Raw genomic sequence first — 15,262 nt, forward strand, 5'->3', positions numbered from 1 at the left:
CGTGGGTATGGCCTGGGAGGTACCCCCGGCCGGTGGTCGGGGCAGTGCCGGGTGCGACGCCCTGACCGGGGCCCTTCCGTGACGACCGGTCGGGCGCGTGGCGCAGGGGCGCGGGCGCCGTGGGCCCGCGTGGTGCGTACCGGGAGCCGGTGGTGCGCTCCTTCAGCAGTGCGTGCCGTCAGGGGTGTGCGCCTTCAGGGCTTCGGGGGTGCGTGCGGCCCGGTCGGGTACAGCGGGCGTGGCGGGCGCGGGTACAGAGATGCCGCAGCGCCCGGCGACAGGCCTCTCCGGTGGATCCTTGGGGATCCGGTGGGGAGGCCCGTCTCCGGGCACCGCGGCACGACTGTCGAGTGCACCTCGCGTCAGGACGCGAGGACCTCGTCGAGGAGGGCCTCGGCCTTGTCCTCGTTGGTGTTCTCGGCGAGCGCGAGTTCGCTCACCAGGATCTGGCGCGCCTTGGCGAGCATGCGCTTCTCGCCGGCGGACAGTCCGCGCTCGCGCTCACGACGCCACAGGTCACGGACGACTTCCGCGACCTTGATGACATCGCCCGAGGCGAGCTTCTCCAGATTTGCCTTGTAGCGACGAGACCAGTTCGTCGGCTCCTCGGCGTACGGTGCGCGCAGCACCTCGAAGACCCGGTCCAGCCCGTCCTGGCCGACTACGTCGCGCACGCCGACGAACTCTGCATTGTCCGCGGGCACACGAACCGTCAGGTCACCCTGCGCGACCTTGAGCACCAAGTAGGTCTTGTCCACGCCTTTGATCTGGCGAGTTTCGATGGCCTCGATCAGCGCGGCCCCGTGATGGGGATAGACCACGGTGTCGCCAACCTTGAACGTCATGTGACAGGTACCCCTTCCGTGGCTATCCAGAGTAACACGAGAACGGACTGTTATGAATGGCGTTTTCGCAGGTCAGGGCCTATCTCGGGGCTTGACAACAGCGACACGGACGTGCTGCGGCAGGGTTCCGGAAGGGGGTATTCGCAGGTCGGAGCGGCTGTCGGCACGGGGTGAAACGACCACGTTACGCCTCCCGGGCGACCCCGCCTCTGTGATGTACGTCCCGTTTTGCCGGTTTCGGAGAGGGGAAACCGAACTACTCCGTTCGACTGGCGGCCGCCCGTGCGGGGCGCGTTCCGGCCCAATCGCGAATTGATCATCGTCCCCGTTACGGGAATAGCGGTCCGGTGGGGGAAGCGGGACGGAAGACGACCGGAAGACGGCGGGAAGGCGACGGGAAGACGGCCGGAAATTGATCAGCCGCGATTTGTGCGCGATATGCGAAGGCGGCACGGAATGCAAGATCGCCCCGGCGGGCCCCCGGATCGGGGCCGGGCCGGGCGGGGGCGGCCTCCGCCCGGCCCGCAGGCGTGCCGCCCCTCGCGGAGGGTCGGGTGCGGGCCCGGGGCGGCGGCTCGGTAACCTAAGCCCGCTGACACACCCTTAGGGCGGCTTTACCTCCACTGGCGGAGCCCCCGAACTGCCTCGTCCGTACGTACGTCCTAGGAGATGCCGCCGCCGTGAGCCGGACCCTTCGACGCGGCGCCGTTGCCGCCGCCGCCATCGTGTTCTCGATCGCCTCTCTCAGCGCCTGCGGTGCCGGAAACGACGCGCAGACGCTCGGCATCAAGCCGGACAACCCGGAGATCACCAAGGGCGAGATCAAGATCCAGAACGCTCTGGTCATCACGCAGCCCGAGAAGGAGGCGAAGGGCCCGGCCGTCGTGTCCGCGACCCTCTTCAACTCCGGCATCGAGCCGCAGGTCCTGGAGTCGATCACCCTGCCCGGCGGCTCCGGCACCGTGAAGCTGACCGCCGCGACCGGCTCCGGCAAGGTCGTCGTCCCCGCCGGCGGCTCCGTGATCCTGGGCGGCAAGGGCAACGCCACCGCCGTCATCGAGAACGGCCGCGAGTCCGTCAAGGACGGCGACGCGCAGGACGTCCTCTTCAAGCTGAGCCGCACCGGCGACGTGCAGCTGCAGGCCTTCGTGGTGCCGGCCACCGGCTACTTCGACGAGTTCGGCCCCACCGAGCGCCCGGTCCCGGCCGCGACCGCGACCGCCACCCCGTCCGGCAGCCCCTCGGGCTCGCCCTCCGGCTCCCCGTCGGGCTCGCCTTCCGGTGAGGCCTCCCAGGGCGCCGAGGCCGGCCAGTGAGCCGCCGTACCGCCTGAGGCACAAGAGGAGGGCCCCACCCGATCCCGGGTGGGGCCCTCCTCTTGTGCCTGATGAACCCTGGGGGCTGCGGCCTACGGCTTGCGCCGAGCGGCCCGCGGCCCGCGGTTTACGGCTCGAACTTGTAGCCCAGGCCGCGGACCGTGACCAGGTAGCGCGGGGCGCCCGGGTCCGGCTCGATCTTCGCGCGCAGGCGCTTGACGTGGACGTCGAGGGTCTTGGTGTCGCCGACGTAGTCCGCGCCCCAGACCCGGTCGATCAGCTGCATGCGGGTCAGTACGCGGCCCGCGTTGCGCAGCAGCATCTCCAGGAGGTCGAACTCCTTCAGCGGGAGGTCCACCTTCGCCCCGCCGACCGTGACCACGTGCCGGTCCACGTCCATGCGGACCGGGCCGGCCTCCAGGGCGACCGGGGCCACCTCCTCCGGCTCTCCGCGGCGGCGGAGCACCGCGCGGATGCGGGCGACCAGCTCCCGCGAGGAGAAGGGCTTGGTGACGTAGTCGTCGGCTCCTATTTCCAGCCCCACGACCTTGTCGATCTCGCTGTCCTTGGCCGTCACCATGATCACGGGGACGTTGGAGCGGCCGCGCAGCTGGCGGCAGACCTCGGTGCCCGGCAGGCCCGGCAGCATCAGGTCCAGGAGGACCAGGTCGGCGCCGTTGCGCTCGAACTCGTCCAGGCCGTCGGGCCCGGTCGCGGCGACCGCGACCTCGAAGCCCTCCTTGCGGAGCATGTAGGACAGGGCGTCGCTGAAGGATTCCTCATCCTCGACGACGAGCACACGGGTCACGGAAGGACCTCCGGGGCAGGAATGACGGGTTCGTTGGGGGACGCGGAGTGCACGGCGGCGGTTCCGGAGGCGGGGTTCTGGGCGGCCCGGCCGCCCGGGTCCGCGGCTTCGGGCAGCCGCAGGGTGAAGGTGGAGCCCTGGCCCTCCGAGCTCCACACCGTGACCTCGCCGCCGTGCGAGGCGGCCACGTGCTTCACGATGGCCAGGCCGAGGCCCGTACCGCCGGTGGCGCGGGAGCGGGCCGGGTCCACGCGGTAGAAGCGCTCGAAGATGCGCTCCCGGTCCTTCTCCGGGATGCCGATGCCCTGGTCGGTCACGGCTATCTCGATGAAGTCGCCGCCCGGGGCGGCCACCCGGCGGGCGGCGATGCCGACCCGGGTGCGAGCGGGACTGTAGTTGACGGCGTTCTCGACCAGGTTGCCGAGGGCCGCCGCGAGCTGGCTGCGGTTGCCCCAGACCCGCAGGTCGGCGGTGCCGCCCGCGGCCATGGTGATCTGCTTGGTGGAGGCGGTGTGCCGGCAGCGGTCCACGGCCTCCGCGACCAGGGTGTCCACCCGTACGGGCTCCGCGTCCTCCAGCGGGTCGTCGTTCTGCACCCGGGAGAGGTCGATGAGCTCCTGTACGAGGTTGGTCAGCCGGGTGGCCTCGATCTGCATCCGGCCGGCGAAGCGGATGACCGCCTCGGGGTCGTCCGAGGCGTCCATGACCGCCTCGGAGAGCAGGGAGAGCGCTCCCACGGGCGTCTTCAGCTCGTGGGACACGTTCGCGACGAAGTCGCGGCGCACCGCTTCGATCCGGCGGGCCTCCGTGAGGTCCTCGACCAGGAGCAGCACCAGGCGGGAGCCGAGCGGGGCCACGCGCGCCGAGACCGCGAGGGCCTCGCCGCGGCCCGTGCCGCGGCGCGGGAGGTCCAGCTCGGCCTGCCGTATCTCCCCGTCGCGGCGGGTGGAGCGCGCCATGTGGAGCATGGGCTCCACGGCGAGCTTCCCGCCCCGGACCAGTCCGAGCGCGTACGCCGCGGAGCTGGCCTTGACGACGCTGTCGGCCTCGTCGAGCACCACCGCCGAGGAGCGGAGCACGGAGAGCACCGTGTCCACCCCCGGCGGCAGTATTGCGTTGATGTCCGGCCGCATGGCGCTCCGCGTGGGGCGGGCCTGGTCGCGCTCGCTCCAGCGGAACGCCAGCATGGCGATGACACCGGTGCACAACCCGGCGATCGCAGCCGCTGCGGCGACCGCCGCGTTCACGTCCATGTGTCCAGGTTAAGCAGGCGCGACGACAGTTCCACAGCCGTTCGGGTGGCACCTCGAACAGTCGTCGCCCAGAGTTCACCGTGGCGACCGTACTGATTCACTTGTGGTGCCGGAGTCCGACGCGTGGGGCGCACACCGTGGGAGCGTAGGGGCTCCGAGCCCCCCACCCGGGACCCCACGGGCCCCGGTAGCCACAGAGAGGGACAGCCATGCGGGACGCGTACCACGAGGAACTGGACTCGATCGGGGAGAGCCTGGTCGAGATGGCCCGCCTCGTCGGCTCGGCCATCGGGCGGGCCACGACGGCCATGCTCGACGCCGACCTGAACCTGGCCGAGAACGTGATCGCCGCGGACCAGAAGGTCGACGATCTCCAGCACGACCTGGAGGCCCGCGCCATCGCCCTGCTGGCCCGCCAGCAGCCGGTCGCCACCGACCTGCGCATCGTGGTCACCTCGCTGCGCATGAGCGCGGACCTGGAGCGCTCCGGCGACCTGGCCCAGCACGTCGCGAAGCTCGCCCGGCTGCGCTTCCCGGAGACCGCGGTCCCGCGCGACCTGCACGCGACGATCCTGGAGATGGGCCAGCTCGCCCAGCGCCTGATGGCCAAGGCCGCCGAGGTGATCATCACCAAGGACGTGGACCTGGCGATGCAGCTGGAGCACGACGACGACGAGATGGACACCCTGCACCGGGCGCTGTTCCAGCACCTGATGGACGACCGCTGGAAGCACGGCATCGAGACGGCCGTGGACGTGACCCTGCTGGGCCGCTACTACGAGCGCTTCGCGGACCACGCCGTGTCGGTGGCCAAGCGGGTCGTCTACCTGGTGACGGGCGAGCACGCGGACGAGCTCCAGACCGCCGCCGAGGCCTCCTGAGGCCCGGCCGCGCCGGCCCCCGCACCGGGGCGGATCCCGCGGATTCCTGCCCCCGTGCGCCGTTGACGCGCCCTTCCGGGTGGGCATCAATGGGGCAGAGGCGGTACGAGGCGTACCCCTCCCGAGGAGGAACCATGTCCGATTCCCCCGTCCCCGTCACCCCGGAGCAGGAGGAGCGCGCCGGCCGGCCGCAGGAGCCGCTGCGCCTGCCGCTCCTGGCCGCCTGCGGCTGCGGCTCGGGCTGCGGCTGCGGCTGCCAGTCCGGCGCCCCCTGCCAGTGCGGCGGCTGACACCCGCCCGCACATCGACCGACGACAGAGGCCCCCGGCCCCGCCGGATTCCGGCGGGTCGGGGGCCTCTGTCGCGCAGGGATGCGGGCCGGGTTACTTCTTGCCCTGGTTCTTGACCGCCTCGATGGCGGCGGCGGCGGCCTCGGGGTCGAGGTAGGTGCCGCCCGGGTTCAGGGGCTTGAAGTTCTCGTCCAGCTCGTAGGAGAGCGGGATGCCGGTGGGGATGTTCAGGCCGGCGATGGCCTCGTCGGAGATGCCGTCGAGGTGCTTGACCAGGGCGCGCAGGGAGTTGCCGTGGGCGGCGACCAGGACGGTGCGGCCGGCGAGCAGGTCCGGGACGATGCCGTCGTACCAGTACGGGAGCATCCGCTGGACGACGTCCTTCAGGCACTCCGTCTTCGGGCGGAGCTCCGGCGGGATGGCGGCGTAGCGCGGGTCGCCGGACTGGGAGAACTCGGTGCCGTCCTCGAGGGCCGGCGGCGGGGTGTCGTACGAGCGGCGCCACAGCATGAACTGCTCCTCGCCGAACTCGGCGAGGGTCTGGGCCTTGTCCTTGCCCTGGAGGGCGCCGTAGTGGCGCTCGTTCAGGCGCCAGGAGCGGTGGACGGGGATCCAGTGGCGGTCGGCGGACTCCAGGGCCAGCTGCGCGGTGCGGATGGCGCGCTTCTGGAGGGAGGTGTGCACGACGTCGGGGAGCAGGCCGGCGTCCTTGAGCAGCTCACCGCCGCGGACCGCCTCCTTCTCGCCCTTCTCGTTGAGATTGACGTCCACCCAGCCGGTGAACAGGTTCTTCGCGTTCCACTCGCTCTCGCCGTGGCGGAGCAGGATCAGCTTGTACGGTGCGTCGGCCATGCGTACGAGCCTAATGGACGCCCGGGGCCGCACGCGCGCGCTGTCCGTACCGGCGGGTACCCCGGCCGGGACCGTCCCGGGCCCCTATTCGCTGGCGCCGGGAACCCCTCAGGCGTAATGTGCGGGAAGGTAGATCACCACTTACAAATCCGGGGGATTCCGCATGGCCGCAGCCCGATTGAAGAACGCGGTACGCGCGAGCGTGTCGGGTCTCCCGCGCGAGTTCTGGTGGCTGTGGACGAGCACCCTCGTCAACCGGCTCGGGGCCTTCGTCGCCACCTTCATGACCTTGTACCTGACCCAGGACCGGGGCTACTCGGCCTCCTTCGCGGGTCTCGTGGTGGCCCTGCACGGTCTCGGCGGCGTGGTCTCCACCCTGGTCGCCGGGGTGATGACGGACCGCCTGGGCCGCCGGCCCACCCTGCTGGCGGCACAGGCCTCGACGGCGTTCTCGGTGGCGCTGCTCGGCTTCATGGAGCACCCGGCGGCCATCGCCGCCGTCGCGATGCTCGTCGGCATGACCTCGAACGCCTCCCGCCCGGCGGTGCAGGCGATGATGGCGGACATCGTGCGGCCCGAGGACCGGGTCCGCGCCTTCGCCCTGAACTACTGGGCCATCAACCTCGGCTTCGCCGTCAGCGCCATGGCCGCGGGCCTCATCGCCCAGTACAGCTACCTGGCGGGGTTCCTCGGCGAGGCGGCGCTGACGCTGGTCTGCGCGGTGCTGGTCTTCGTCAAGCTGCCCGAGTCCCGGCCGCAGAAGTCGGCGGACACCCCGAAGTCGCAGGAGGTCCGGCTGGGGACGGTGCTGCGCGACGGCCGCTTCATGGGCGTGGTGGGGCTGTCCTTCCTGATCTCGATGATCTTCATGCAGGGCTCGGTGGGCCTGCCGGTGGCCATGGGCTCGGCCGGGTTCTCCCCCGCCGACTACGGTCTGGCCATCGCCGCGAACGGCCTGCTGATCGTCCTGCTCCAGATCCCCGTCACGCGGTTCATCGAGCACCGCGACCCGCAGCGGCTCCTGGTGGTCTCGGCCCTGCTGGCCGGGTACGGCTTCGGCCTGACGGCCTTCGCGGACTCGCTGGCCGTGTACGCGCTGACGGTCTGCGTGTGGACCCTCGCGGAGATCGTGAACTCCCCCACCCAGATGAGCCTGGTCGTCCGGCTCTCCCCGCTCCACGGGCGCGGCCGCTACCAGGGCGTCTACTCGATGTCCTGGGCGGTGGCGGCCCTGGTCGCCCCGCTGCTGGCGGGCGTGCTGATCGACCGCTTCGGGGCGGACTGGCTGTGGGCGTCGACGGCGGCGCTGGGCACGGTGGCGGCCCTCGGGTACTGGCTGCTGATGCGGAACCTGCCGCGGGAGGACGCGGCGGCGGAGGGCGTGGTGAAGGGCGGGGCGGCCGTGCAGGCGGGGGAACCCGTGAAGGCGGAGGACCCCGTGAGGACGGAGGCCGGTCAGGCCTGAGGGGTGTCCTCGGGGCGCCGGGTCAGGTGCTTGAAGGCGTCCAGGTTGCGCGTGGACTCGCCGCGCGCGACCCGCCACTCGTACTCCTTGCGGATGGCCGAGGCGAAGCCCAGCTCCAGCAGGGAGTTGAAGGCCCCGTCGGCGGCCTCCAGGACCGAGCCGAGCAGCCGGTCCAGCTCCTCCGGGTTGACCACGGACAGCGGGAGCCGGCCGGTCAGGTAGACGTCGCCCAGCCGGTCCACGGCGTAACTGACCCCGTACAGGCGGAGGTTCCGCTCCAGGAGCCAGCGGTGGACCCCCGCCTCGTTCTCGTCGGGGTGCCGGATCACGAAGGCGTTCACGGACAGCGAGTGGCGGCCGACCAGCAGCGAGCAGGTCGTGGACAGCTTGCGGGTGCCGGGGAGCTTGACCACGTACGAGCCGGGCTCCGGGCTCTCCCACTCCAGCTCGGCCCCGTCCAGCGTGCTCTCGACGATCCGGGCGGCGCGCCCCGCCTCTTCGGTGACCTCAGCCATGGAGGGAGCGTACGCGACGGCGGTGGTCCTGCATCGCGGCCGTGTACACGTCGGCCGTGCCGCTCGCGGCGGTGTCCCAGCCGAAGAACCCGGCGTGCCGGGCCGCCTCGGCGCCCATCCGGTCCGTGAGGCGCGGGTCGTCGGCGAAGCGGCGCAGTGCGCGGGCGTAGTCCACCGGGTCGTGCCCGGGTACGAGGAAGCCGGTGACGCCGTCGTTGACCGCCACCGGGAGGCCGCCGACCTCGGCCGCGACCACCGGGGTGCCCGCGGCCTGGGCCTCTATGGCGACCAGCCCGAAGGACTCGCTGTACGAGGGCACGACCAGGACGGAGGCCGCGCGGAACCAGTCGGCGAGCTGGTCCTGGCCCACCGGGGGCTGGAAGCGCACGAGGTCCGCGATGCCGAGCTTCGCGGCGAGCTTCTGGAGCCCCTCGGGCTTGGCCAGCCCGCTGCCGCTCGGCCCGCCGACCACCGGTACGAGCAGCCGGCGGCGCATCGAGGGGTCGCGGTCCACGAGCTCGGCGACGGCCCGCAGCAGCACGTCGGGGGCCTTGAGGGGCTGGATGCGGCCGGCGAACAGGGGGATCAGCGCGTCCTGCGGCAGGCCGAGCCGGGCGCGGGCGGCGGCGCGGCCGTCGCCGACGGTGAAGCGGTCCAGATTGACCCCGGGGTGGACCACGGCGACCTTGCCGGGGTCGGCCTCGTAGTGGCGGACGAGCTCCTCGGCCTCCTCGGCGGTGTTCGCGATGAGGCGGTCGGCGGCGGCCACGATCTGGGTCTCGCCGATGACGCGGGCGGCGGGCTCGGGGGTGTCGCCCTCGGCCAGGGCGGCGTTCTTCACCTTCGCCATGGTGTGCATGGCGTGGACCAGGGGGACGCCCCAGCGCTCGGCGGCGAGCCAGCCGACGTGCCCGGAGAGCCAGTAGTGGGAGTGGACGAGGTCGTAGTAGCCGGGGCGGTGGCCCGCCCAGGCCTGCATGACCCCGTGTGTGAACGCGCACAGCTGGGCCGGCAGCTCCTCCTTGGCCAGGCCCTCGTACGGACCTGCGTCCACGTGCCGCACCAGCACGCCGGGGGCCAGCTCGACCACCGGGGGGAGGCCGCCGGCGGTGGCGCGGGTGAAGATCTCGACCTCTATGTTGATCGCGGCCAGGCGGCGGGCCAGCTCCACGATGTACACGTTCATCCCGCCGGCGTCGCCGGTGCCGGGCTGGTGCAGCGGGGAGGTGTGGACGCTGAGCATGGCCACGCGGCGCGGCTTGCGGTGGTGGCCCACCGGGAGGCGCAGGCGGGGGCTGTGCGGGGCGGCGGGACGGGCGGCGGAGGAGCGGCCGGCGGCGATCCGTCCGCCGAGGCCGCTCAGGCCGCCGAGCCGGGACACGTACTGACTCACGTGGGCGGTCCTCTCGCTCGGGGCTCCGGGCATGGCGCATGGAGGGCCGGGTGACAGCGCCTCGCAGGGTGCAACCACGGGGGGCGGCGTCCGCATTCCACTCTGCCGAACTTTTCTGTGGGGGGCCTGCGGGGGGTCTGGGGCCCTTCCCCGGGGCGCGGCCCCGTGCCGGCCCGGACCGCCTGCGGGCCCCCGGCCCCCCAGACCCCGGGGCTCCGCCCCGGGCCCCGCGCCTCAAACGCCGGCGGGGCTGGATTCGCCCGGCTCCGGCTCTGGCCAACCCCCGGAGGCGAATCCGAGCCCGCGCGGCGATGGAGCGCACCGGGCGTGCAGCGGCCGGGGCAGGGGTGCGGGGGACGTAGGGTCAGGGGATGGGCAGCCGTGTTTCTTCCGCTTCCTCCGGGCGGCCCGTCGGGGCGGTGACCCGGGGGACCACCCATCCGAACCGGCTGCGCCGCATGGACCGCTGGATCGCCTCCGCGCACGGGGGCGTGCTGCGCCGCGCCGGCGAGGGGGCCGTGGCCGTCGACCTCGGGTACGGGGCCGCGCCCTGGACCGCCGTCGAGCTGCTGGCCCGGCTGCGGGAGGCCGCGCCCCGGGTGCGGGTGGTCGGGATCGAGATCGAGCCCGCGCGGGTCGCGGCCGCGAAGCCCTACGAGCGCGAGGGGCTGGCCTTCCGGCACGGCGGGTTCGAGGTGCCCCTCGACGGCGGGGCGCGGCCGGCCCTGATCCGGGCGGCGAACGTGCTGCGCCAGTACGACGAGGAGCAGGTGGCCGCGGTCTGGGAGCGGCTGTGCGCCCGGCTGGCCCCGGACGGGCTGCTGGTCGAGGGGACCTGCGACGAGATCGGGCGCCGGCACGTGTGGGTGGCGCTGGGCCCCGAGGGCCCGCGGACGGTGACCTTCGCCACCCGGCTCGGGTCCCTGGACCGGCCCTCCGACCTCGCGGAGCGGCTGCCGAAGGCGCTGATCCACCGCAACGTGCCCGGCGAGCCGGTGCACGCGTTCCTGCGGGACTTCGACCGGGCCTGGGCGGCCGCGGCCCCGTACGCCTCGCTGGGCGCCCGGCAGCGCTGGATCCGCACCGCCCGCTCGCTCGCGGCGGACTGGCCGCTGGCGGATGCCCGGAACCGCTGGCGGCAGGGGGAGTTGACGGTGCGGTGGGAGGCGCTGCGGCCGGCCGGGCGGTAGCGGGCGGGGGGCGAACGGGGGCTGGGGGCCCGCGGCCGGTGTGACCGTACGACCGGCGTCTGCCCAACGGGCCAAGCACAGGCCCGCATCGGGGGGTGTCCGGGGGCGCCGGGGGGTTCTGTCCACAGGGCGGGGGCCGGGGGTGTCAGAATCCGGCGAGTCGTGACACCATCCCGGGGACAACGAGAAGTTACTGACGGTAAATCAGTTTTGGCGCCCGGTAGGCTCTGCCCGCACCGGAAACTCGCTGGGGGGAAAGTGAACGGAAGGCGCGGCGCCGCCGCACTCACTCTGATCTGCGCCATGGCACTGCTCGGCACAACGCCCGGCCTCGCGCACGCCACGCCGGCCGCGCCGTTCGAGCCGCCGGCGGCCAGCGCCTCGCTGGAGCAGGTGCGCAAGCAGATAGAGGACCTGTACCGGCAGGCCGCCGCCGCCACCGACGCCTACAACCTCGCGGAGGAGGAGGCGAAGCGGCAGTCCGACCAGATCGTGGCGACCGCCCGCCGGATCGTCGCGGGGCAGGCCCGGATCGCCGAGCTCAAGGCCCAGGCGGGCGCGGCCGCCCGCGCCCAGTACCGCTCCGGCGGACTGCCCCCGGCCGCCCGGCTGGCGCTGACGAACGACCCGAACCGCTTCCTGGACGGCGCCGGACTGCTCCGCAAGGGCGAGCAGGCCACCAAGGGCATGCTGGACGAACTGACCCGCACGCAGAACGACTTGGAGCTGTACGCGCGCGACGCCGGCGTCCACTGGCAGAGCCTGGAGGCGAACCGCCTGAAGACGGAGGCCGCGAAGCAGCAGGTCACCGCGAAGATCAAGGCGGCCGAGCAGCTGGAGAACCGGCTGGAGGCCGAAGAGAAGGCCCGGATGCTGCAGTTGGAGCGCGAGGCCCAGTACCGCGCCCAGAAGGAGTGGACCGACACCGGGGTCCTGAAGAAGATCAACGGCAAGGCCACGGCCGCCGGGGCGCGGGCCGTCCAGTACGCGGTGGCCCAGATCGGCAAGCCGTACGTGTGGGGCGCCGAGGGCCCCGACTCCTTCGACTGCTCTGGGCTCACCTCGCAGGCCTGGCTCGCGGGCGGCAAGAGGATCCCGCGGACCTCGCAGGAGCAGCTGCGGCTGCTGCCGAAGGTCGCCCTCAAGGACATGCGCCCCGGCGACCTGATCATCTACTTCGACGACGCGAGCCACGTGGCCCTGTACATAGGGGACGGCGCGATGGTGCACGCCCCGCGGCCGAAGCGGAACGTGACGATCGCGGGCGCCGGCTCCATGCCGATCCGCGCGGTGGTCCGCCCCGACGCGTAGGCCGTCCCGCCCGGAGGCGGGTGCGGGCCGTCCGGACGGGGCGCCGCCCCCCGCCCGGACGGCCCGGCCCGCCCGCTTCCCGGCCGTCCCGGCCGACGGACGGGCCGGGGCGCGGGGCGTGATGTTCGTCATTGCCTTATGCGGGCTTTCCCCCGGGATCTCGGCATATGACGGCGGCCCGTCCCGCTCCGCCATTCCGATTCGGCGTCCCGTACCGCTATGGTCCCCGTCTGGTGGAGTGCCGTTCGGCGCACCACCGCACCCTCGGGGGGAGGGAAGGAACCCAGACGATGCCCGTACCCGTACCGCGGCAGAGGGATACCCCGGCCGCGGAGAGCGGTCAGGCCGGTCTGCCCCCGCACGCCCAGTCGCTCACGCTCCTGGTGATCGAGGACGATCCGGCGGGCGGTCTCACCGTCCCCGAGATGCTCGACGCCGCGGGCAACCGCATCCGCATCCGCACGGCCCGCAACCTCACCGAGGCCGCCCGGCTGCTCACCCAGGACGTGCACTGCATCCTGCTCGACCTCTCCCTGCCGGGCGGGGAGGCCCCCGACGAGCTGGCGACCCTGCGCCAGGTGCTGCGGATCGCCCCGCGGCACGCCGTGCTCGTCCTCACCTCGGAGGCGGACGCCGAGCGCGCCGCGGAGGCCGTACGGGTCGGCGCCCAGGACTACCTCTTCCGCGACGAGCTCGACGGCCGGCTGCTGAACCGGGCGATCCGGTACGCCGTGGAGCGCAAGCGGGCCGACATCGCGCAGTTCAAGCTTGCAGAATCGAAACTGCGGGCCCAGGAGAACGCCCGGCTGGAGCGCGGGCTGCTCCCCACCCCGCTGCTGGAGGGCTCCGACCTGCGCTTCGCCGCCCGCTACCGGCCCGGCCGCAGCCGCGCCCTGCTCGGCGGGGACTTCTACGACGCCGTCCGCACCCCCGACGGCACGGTGCACGCCATGATCGGCGACGTCTGCGGGCACGGCCCCGACGAGGCGGCCCTCGGCGTGGAGCTGCGGATCGCCTGGCGGGCGCTGACCCTCGCCGGGCTCTGCGGGGACGACCTGCTGGCCACCCTCCAGGAGGTCCTGGAGGTGGAGCGGCCCCACGAGGAGATCTTCGCGACCCTCTGCACGGTGGACATCGCCCCCGACGGCCGCCGCGCCGGGCTCTGCCTGGCCGGCCACCCGGCCCCGCTCGTGTCCCGGCCGGGCCAGCGGGCCAGGCTGCTGCCCTACGAGGACAGCGGACCGGCCCTGGGGCTGCTGCCGCGCGCCCGCTGGCCGCGCCGCCAGGTCGAGCTGGGCGGCACCTGGAGCCTGATGCTCTACACCGACGGGCTGATCGAGGGCCGGATCGGCGAGGGCCGGGAGCGCCTCGGCCAGGACGGCATGGTCGAGATGATCAACCGGCACCTGGAGCGGGAGCTGCGCGGCGAGGCCCTGCTGGAGGCCGCCGTCACGGAGGCCCGCCGGCTCAACGGCGGCGAGCTCACGGACGACGTGGCCGTGGTCCTGCTGGACCGGGCGGCCGGCCGCCGCTGAGCGGCGCGCCCGCCGCCGGGCGGTACGGGGCTGCTACCGGCCGCCGTTGTACGGGCCGTACGGGCCGTCGCTGCTGCTGCCGCCGCGGCGCTTGCCGCCGCCGGAGACCTGCTGGAGGGCGGGGCGCACGTCCACGAAGAAGACGATGGTCGCGATCAGGCCCGCGATCTGCAGGAACAGCATCCCGAGGAACAGGTCCACCAGGACCGTGATCCCCAGGATGATCAGCCAGAACGGCTTGGTCTTCTTGTCCGCGGCCCGGTACGCGTCCTCGCGGGCCGTCGCGGCGAGGACGAGCGCGGCGATGGCGGGCAAGAGCGTCCCGAAGTACAGGACGTTCGCGAGGAGCGAGTCGAACTTCTGCATCAACATCCCGGCACCCGCTTCTTCGTCTGCTGCGTCTCGGATCGATCGTCTGCTGGACCCGCGGGCCCCCCGCCAAGGTACCCGCTGAGAGGACAACGAACCGGGCACCCGTGCGGGTGCCCGGTCCGCGAGCCCTCTCCCGGCGGCGCCGGCGGCGGTCAGCTGCCGTCGGCGGCGGGCTCCGCAGCCCCTTCGGCCTTCGCTTCGGTCTTCGCTTCGGCCTTCGGCTCGGTCTTCGCCTCGGTGGTGTCGTCGCGGACCACGACCACCTCGGTGAAGTCCACGACACCGTCCTGCGCCCCGGCCTGCCCGCCGCGCCACTGCTTCACGGCCTGCTCGCCGTGCTCGGCGACCCGGTCGTAGGTCTCCTTGGCCCGTACGGCGTACTCGGCGGCCACGCCGACCCCGCGCAGGGCCAGGTCCTGGGCCTGCTCGCCCAGCTTCTTGAAGTCGGTGTCGAAGGACCCGATGACCTCGGTGACCTTGGCGGTGACCACGGCCTGGGCCTCCTTGGCCCGGTCCTGGACGACCTTGGGGTCGGTGGCGCGCACGGCCTCGATGCGGGCCGGGGCCTCGGCGCGGATCTGGTCGATCAGCGCGGGCAGCCTGCGGGCCTGCTGCACGGCCAGGTCGGCCGTACCGGCGGCGAAGTAGAGCGGGGTGGGGTCGGTGAAGGTCTTGCGCAGGTCGTCGGTGATGGCCATGACGGGGGTCCTCCCGGATCGCAGCGGTTCAGTCGGTCGGCGTGCTCGGCGCGGGCGGCGGGCTCGGTGCGGGCGGGGTACCCGGCGCGGGCGGCCCGGCCTCCTCGGCCGCCGCCTCCAGGGCGTTCTCCTTGCGGAAGGACTCGTAGATCTGCAGGAGCACCTGCTTCTGCTTCTCGTTGATCGACGGGTCGGCGAGGATGACCGCGCGGGTCTCCAGGTCGTCCGCTTCCCGCTCGTCGAGGATTCCCGCCCGGACGTACAGGGTCTCGGCCGAGATCCGCAGGGCCTTGGCCAGCTGCTGGAGGATGTCCGCGCTCGGTTTGCGCAGCCCCCGCTCGATCTGGCTCAGGTACGGGTTCGACACCCCGGCCGCGTCGGCGAGCTGCCGCAGCGAGAGCTGCGCCTGGCGGCGCTGGTCCCTGAGGTATTCGCCGAGATTGCCGAGGTTTCCGACGTTGAGCGTGCCCATGGGCCGATCCTGCCGCACCTTGCTAACTTTTGCAAGCAGACTGCTTGCAAAAGCCTATACGGGCTT

General features: G+C 72.9%; 16 protein-coding genes. 7 read left to right on the forward strand and 9 right to left on the reverse strand.

Translation table 11 applies throughout. The annotated features are described in order from the left end of the window. Positions 1 to 362 precede the first annotated feature (362 nt). Positions 363 to 845 (reverse strand): CarD family transcriptional regulator, encoded by a 483-nt coding sequence (locus ACZ7JZ_RS29845; protein WP_003953493.1) that lies wholly within the window; start codon positions 843 to 845, stop codon positions 363 to 365. A 680-nt stretch (positions 846 to 1,525) separates the two neighbouring features. On the opposite strand from ACZ7JZ_RS29845, the gene ACZ7JZ_RS29850 reads away from it, so the two are divergent. Continuing rightward, positions 1,526 to 2,161, forward strand: a complete 636-nt coding sequence (locus ACZ7JZ_RS29850; RefSeq protein ID WP_470944727.1) for a copper chaperone PCu(A)C domain-containing protein — start codon at positions 1,526 to 1,528, stop codon at positions 2,159 to 2,161. A 127-nt stretch (positions 2,162 to 2,288) separates the two neighbouring features. On the opposite strand, the gene phoP is transcribed toward ACZ7JZ_RS29850, so the two are convergent. Together phoP and phoR are read right to left on the reverse strand one after the other, a co-directional pair. Next, on the reverse strand, positions 2,289 to 2,960 hold the full coding sequence (gene phoP, locus ACZ7JZ_RS29855; RefSeq protein ID WP_470944876.1) for a two-component system response regulator PhoP: 672 nt from the start codon (positions 2,958 to 2,960) through the stop codon (positions 2,289 to 2,291). A 5-nt stretch (positions 2,961 to 2,965) separates the two neighbouring features. Then, positions 2,966 to 4,222 (reverse strand): two-component system sensor histidine kinase PhoR, encoded by a 1,257-nt coding sequence (phoR, locus tag ACZ7JZ_RS29860; RefSeq protein ID WP_470944730.1) that lies wholly within the window; start codon positions 4,220 to 4,222, stop codon positions 2,966 to 2,968. Between the two features lie 209 nt (positions 4,223 to 4,431). Here phoR and phoU point away from each other — a divergent pair, with 209 nt between their 5' ends. Next, positions 4,432 to 5,103, forward strand: coding sequence for a phosphate signaling complex protein PhoU (gene phoU, locus ACZ7JZ_RS29865; RefSeq protein WP_470944732.1), 672 nt, complete (start codon positions 4,432 to 4,434; stop codon positions 5,101 to 5,103). Between the two features lie 134 nt (positions 5,104 to 5,237). After that, positions 5,238 to 5,393: a hypothetical protein gene (locus ACZ7JZ_RS29870; protein WP_470944734.1), complete on the forward strand. Its 156-nt coding sequence runs from the start codon at positions 5,238 to 5,240 to the stop codon at positions 5,391 to 5,393. 93 nt (positions 5,394 to 5,486) lie between these two features. Here the strand turns inward: ACZ7JZ_RS29870 and ACZ7JZ_RS29875 are convergent, their stop codons facing one another. Further along, positions 5,487 to 6,245: a phosphoglyceromutase gene (locus ACZ7JZ_RS29875; protein ID WP_470944737.1), complete on the reverse strand. Its 759-nt coding sequence runs from the start codon at positions 6,243 to 6,245 to the stop codon at positions 5,487 to 5,489. 163 nt (positions 6,246 to 6,408) lie between these two features. On the opposite strand from ACZ7JZ_RS29875, the gene ACZ7JZ_RS29880 reads away from it, so the two are divergent. Continuing rightward, positions 6,409 to 7,710 carry an MDR family MFS transporter gene (locus ACZ7JZ_RS29880; RefSeq protein WP_470944738.1) on the forward strand — a complete coding sequence of 434 codons (1,302 nt, stop codon included), beginning with the start codon at positions 6,409 to 6,411 and terminating at the stop codon, positions 7,708 to 7,710. On the opposite strand, the gene ACZ7JZ_RS29885 is transcribed toward ACZ7JZ_RS29880, so the two are convergent. Beyond that, a complete protein-coding gene (locus ACZ7JZ_RS29885) occupies positions 7,701 to 8,225 on the reverse strand; it encodes a type III secretion system chaperone family protein (protein WP_470944740.1) in 525 nt (174 codons plus the stop codon). The genes ACZ7JZ_RS29880 and ACZ7JZ_RS29885 overlap by 10 nt on opposite strands. Continuing rightward, positions 8,218 to 9,618, reverse strand: a complete 1,401-nt coding sequence (gene mshA / locus ACZ7JZ_RS29890; RefSeq protein WP_470944742.1) for a D-inositol-3-phosphate glycosyltransferase — start codon at positions 9,616 to 9,618, stop codon at positions 8,218 to 8,220. Before mshA ends, ACZ7JZ_RS29885 begins: the two co-directional genes overlap by 8 nt. 371 nt (positions 9,619 to 9,989) lie before the next feature. Here mshA and ACZ7JZ_RS29895 point away from each other — a divergent pair, with 371 nt between their 5' ends. The 3 genes from ACZ7JZ_RS29895 (at position 9,990) to ACZ7JZ_RS29905 (ending at position 13,654) form a co-directional block, all read left to right on the forward strand. Further along, complete coding sequence (locus ACZ7JZ_RS29895; protein ID WP_470944745.1) at positions 9,990 to 10,808, forward strand: class I SAM-dependent methyltransferase; 819 nt, start codon at positions 9,990 to 9,992, stop codon at positions 10,806 to 10,808. A gap of 303 nt (positions 10,809 to 11,111) precedes the next feature. After that, positions 11,112 to 12,119 carry a C40 family peptidase gene (locus tag ACZ7JZ_RS29900; RefSeq protein WP_470944748.1) on the forward strand — a complete coding sequence of 336 codons (1,008 nt, stop codon included), beginning with the start codon at positions 11,112 to 11,114 and terminating at the stop codon, positions 12,117 to 12,119. A 290-nt stretch (positions 12,120 to 12,409) separates the two neighbouring features. Then, positions 12,410 to 13,654, forward strand: a complete 1,245-nt coding sequence (locus tag ACZ7JZ_RS29905) for a PP2C family protein-serine/threonine phosphatase (RefSeq protein WP_470944750.1) — start codon at positions 12,410 to 12,412, stop codon at positions 13,652 to 13,654. A 33-nt stretch (positions 13,655 to 13,687) separates the two neighbouring features. On the opposite strand, the gene ACZ7JZ_RS29910 is transcribed toward ACZ7JZ_RS29905, so the two are convergent. From ACZ7JZ_RS29910 to ACZ7JZ_RS29920, 3 genes are all read right to left on the reverse strand, one after another. Then, positions 13,688 to 14,026, reverse strand: coding sequence for a DUF2516 family protein (locus ACZ7JZ_RS29910; RefSeq protein ID WP_470944753.1), 339 nt, complete (start codon positions 14,024 to 14,026; stop codon positions 13,688 to 13,690). A gap of 152 nt (positions 14,027 to 14,178) precedes the next feature. Then, complete coding sequence (locus tag ACZ7JZ_RS29915; RefSeq protein ID WP_470944756.1) at positions 14,179 to 14,724, reverse strand: hypothetical protein; 546 nt, start codon at positions 14,722 to 14,724, stop codon at positions 14,179 to 14,181. A gap of 28 nt (positions 14,725 to 14,752) precedes the next feature. Then, positions 14,753 to 15,196 carry a helix-turn-helix domain-containing protein gene (locus tag ACZ7JZ_RS29920; RefSeq protein WP_470944759.1) on the reverse strand — a complete coding sequence of 148 codons (444 nt, stop codon included), beginning with the start codon at positions 15,194 to 15,196 and terminating at the stop codon, positions 14,753 to 14,755. Positions 15,197 to 15,262 lie beyond the last annotated feature (66 nt).

The sequence above is a fragment of the Streptomyces sp. NPDC038213 genome, assembly GCF_055600495.1.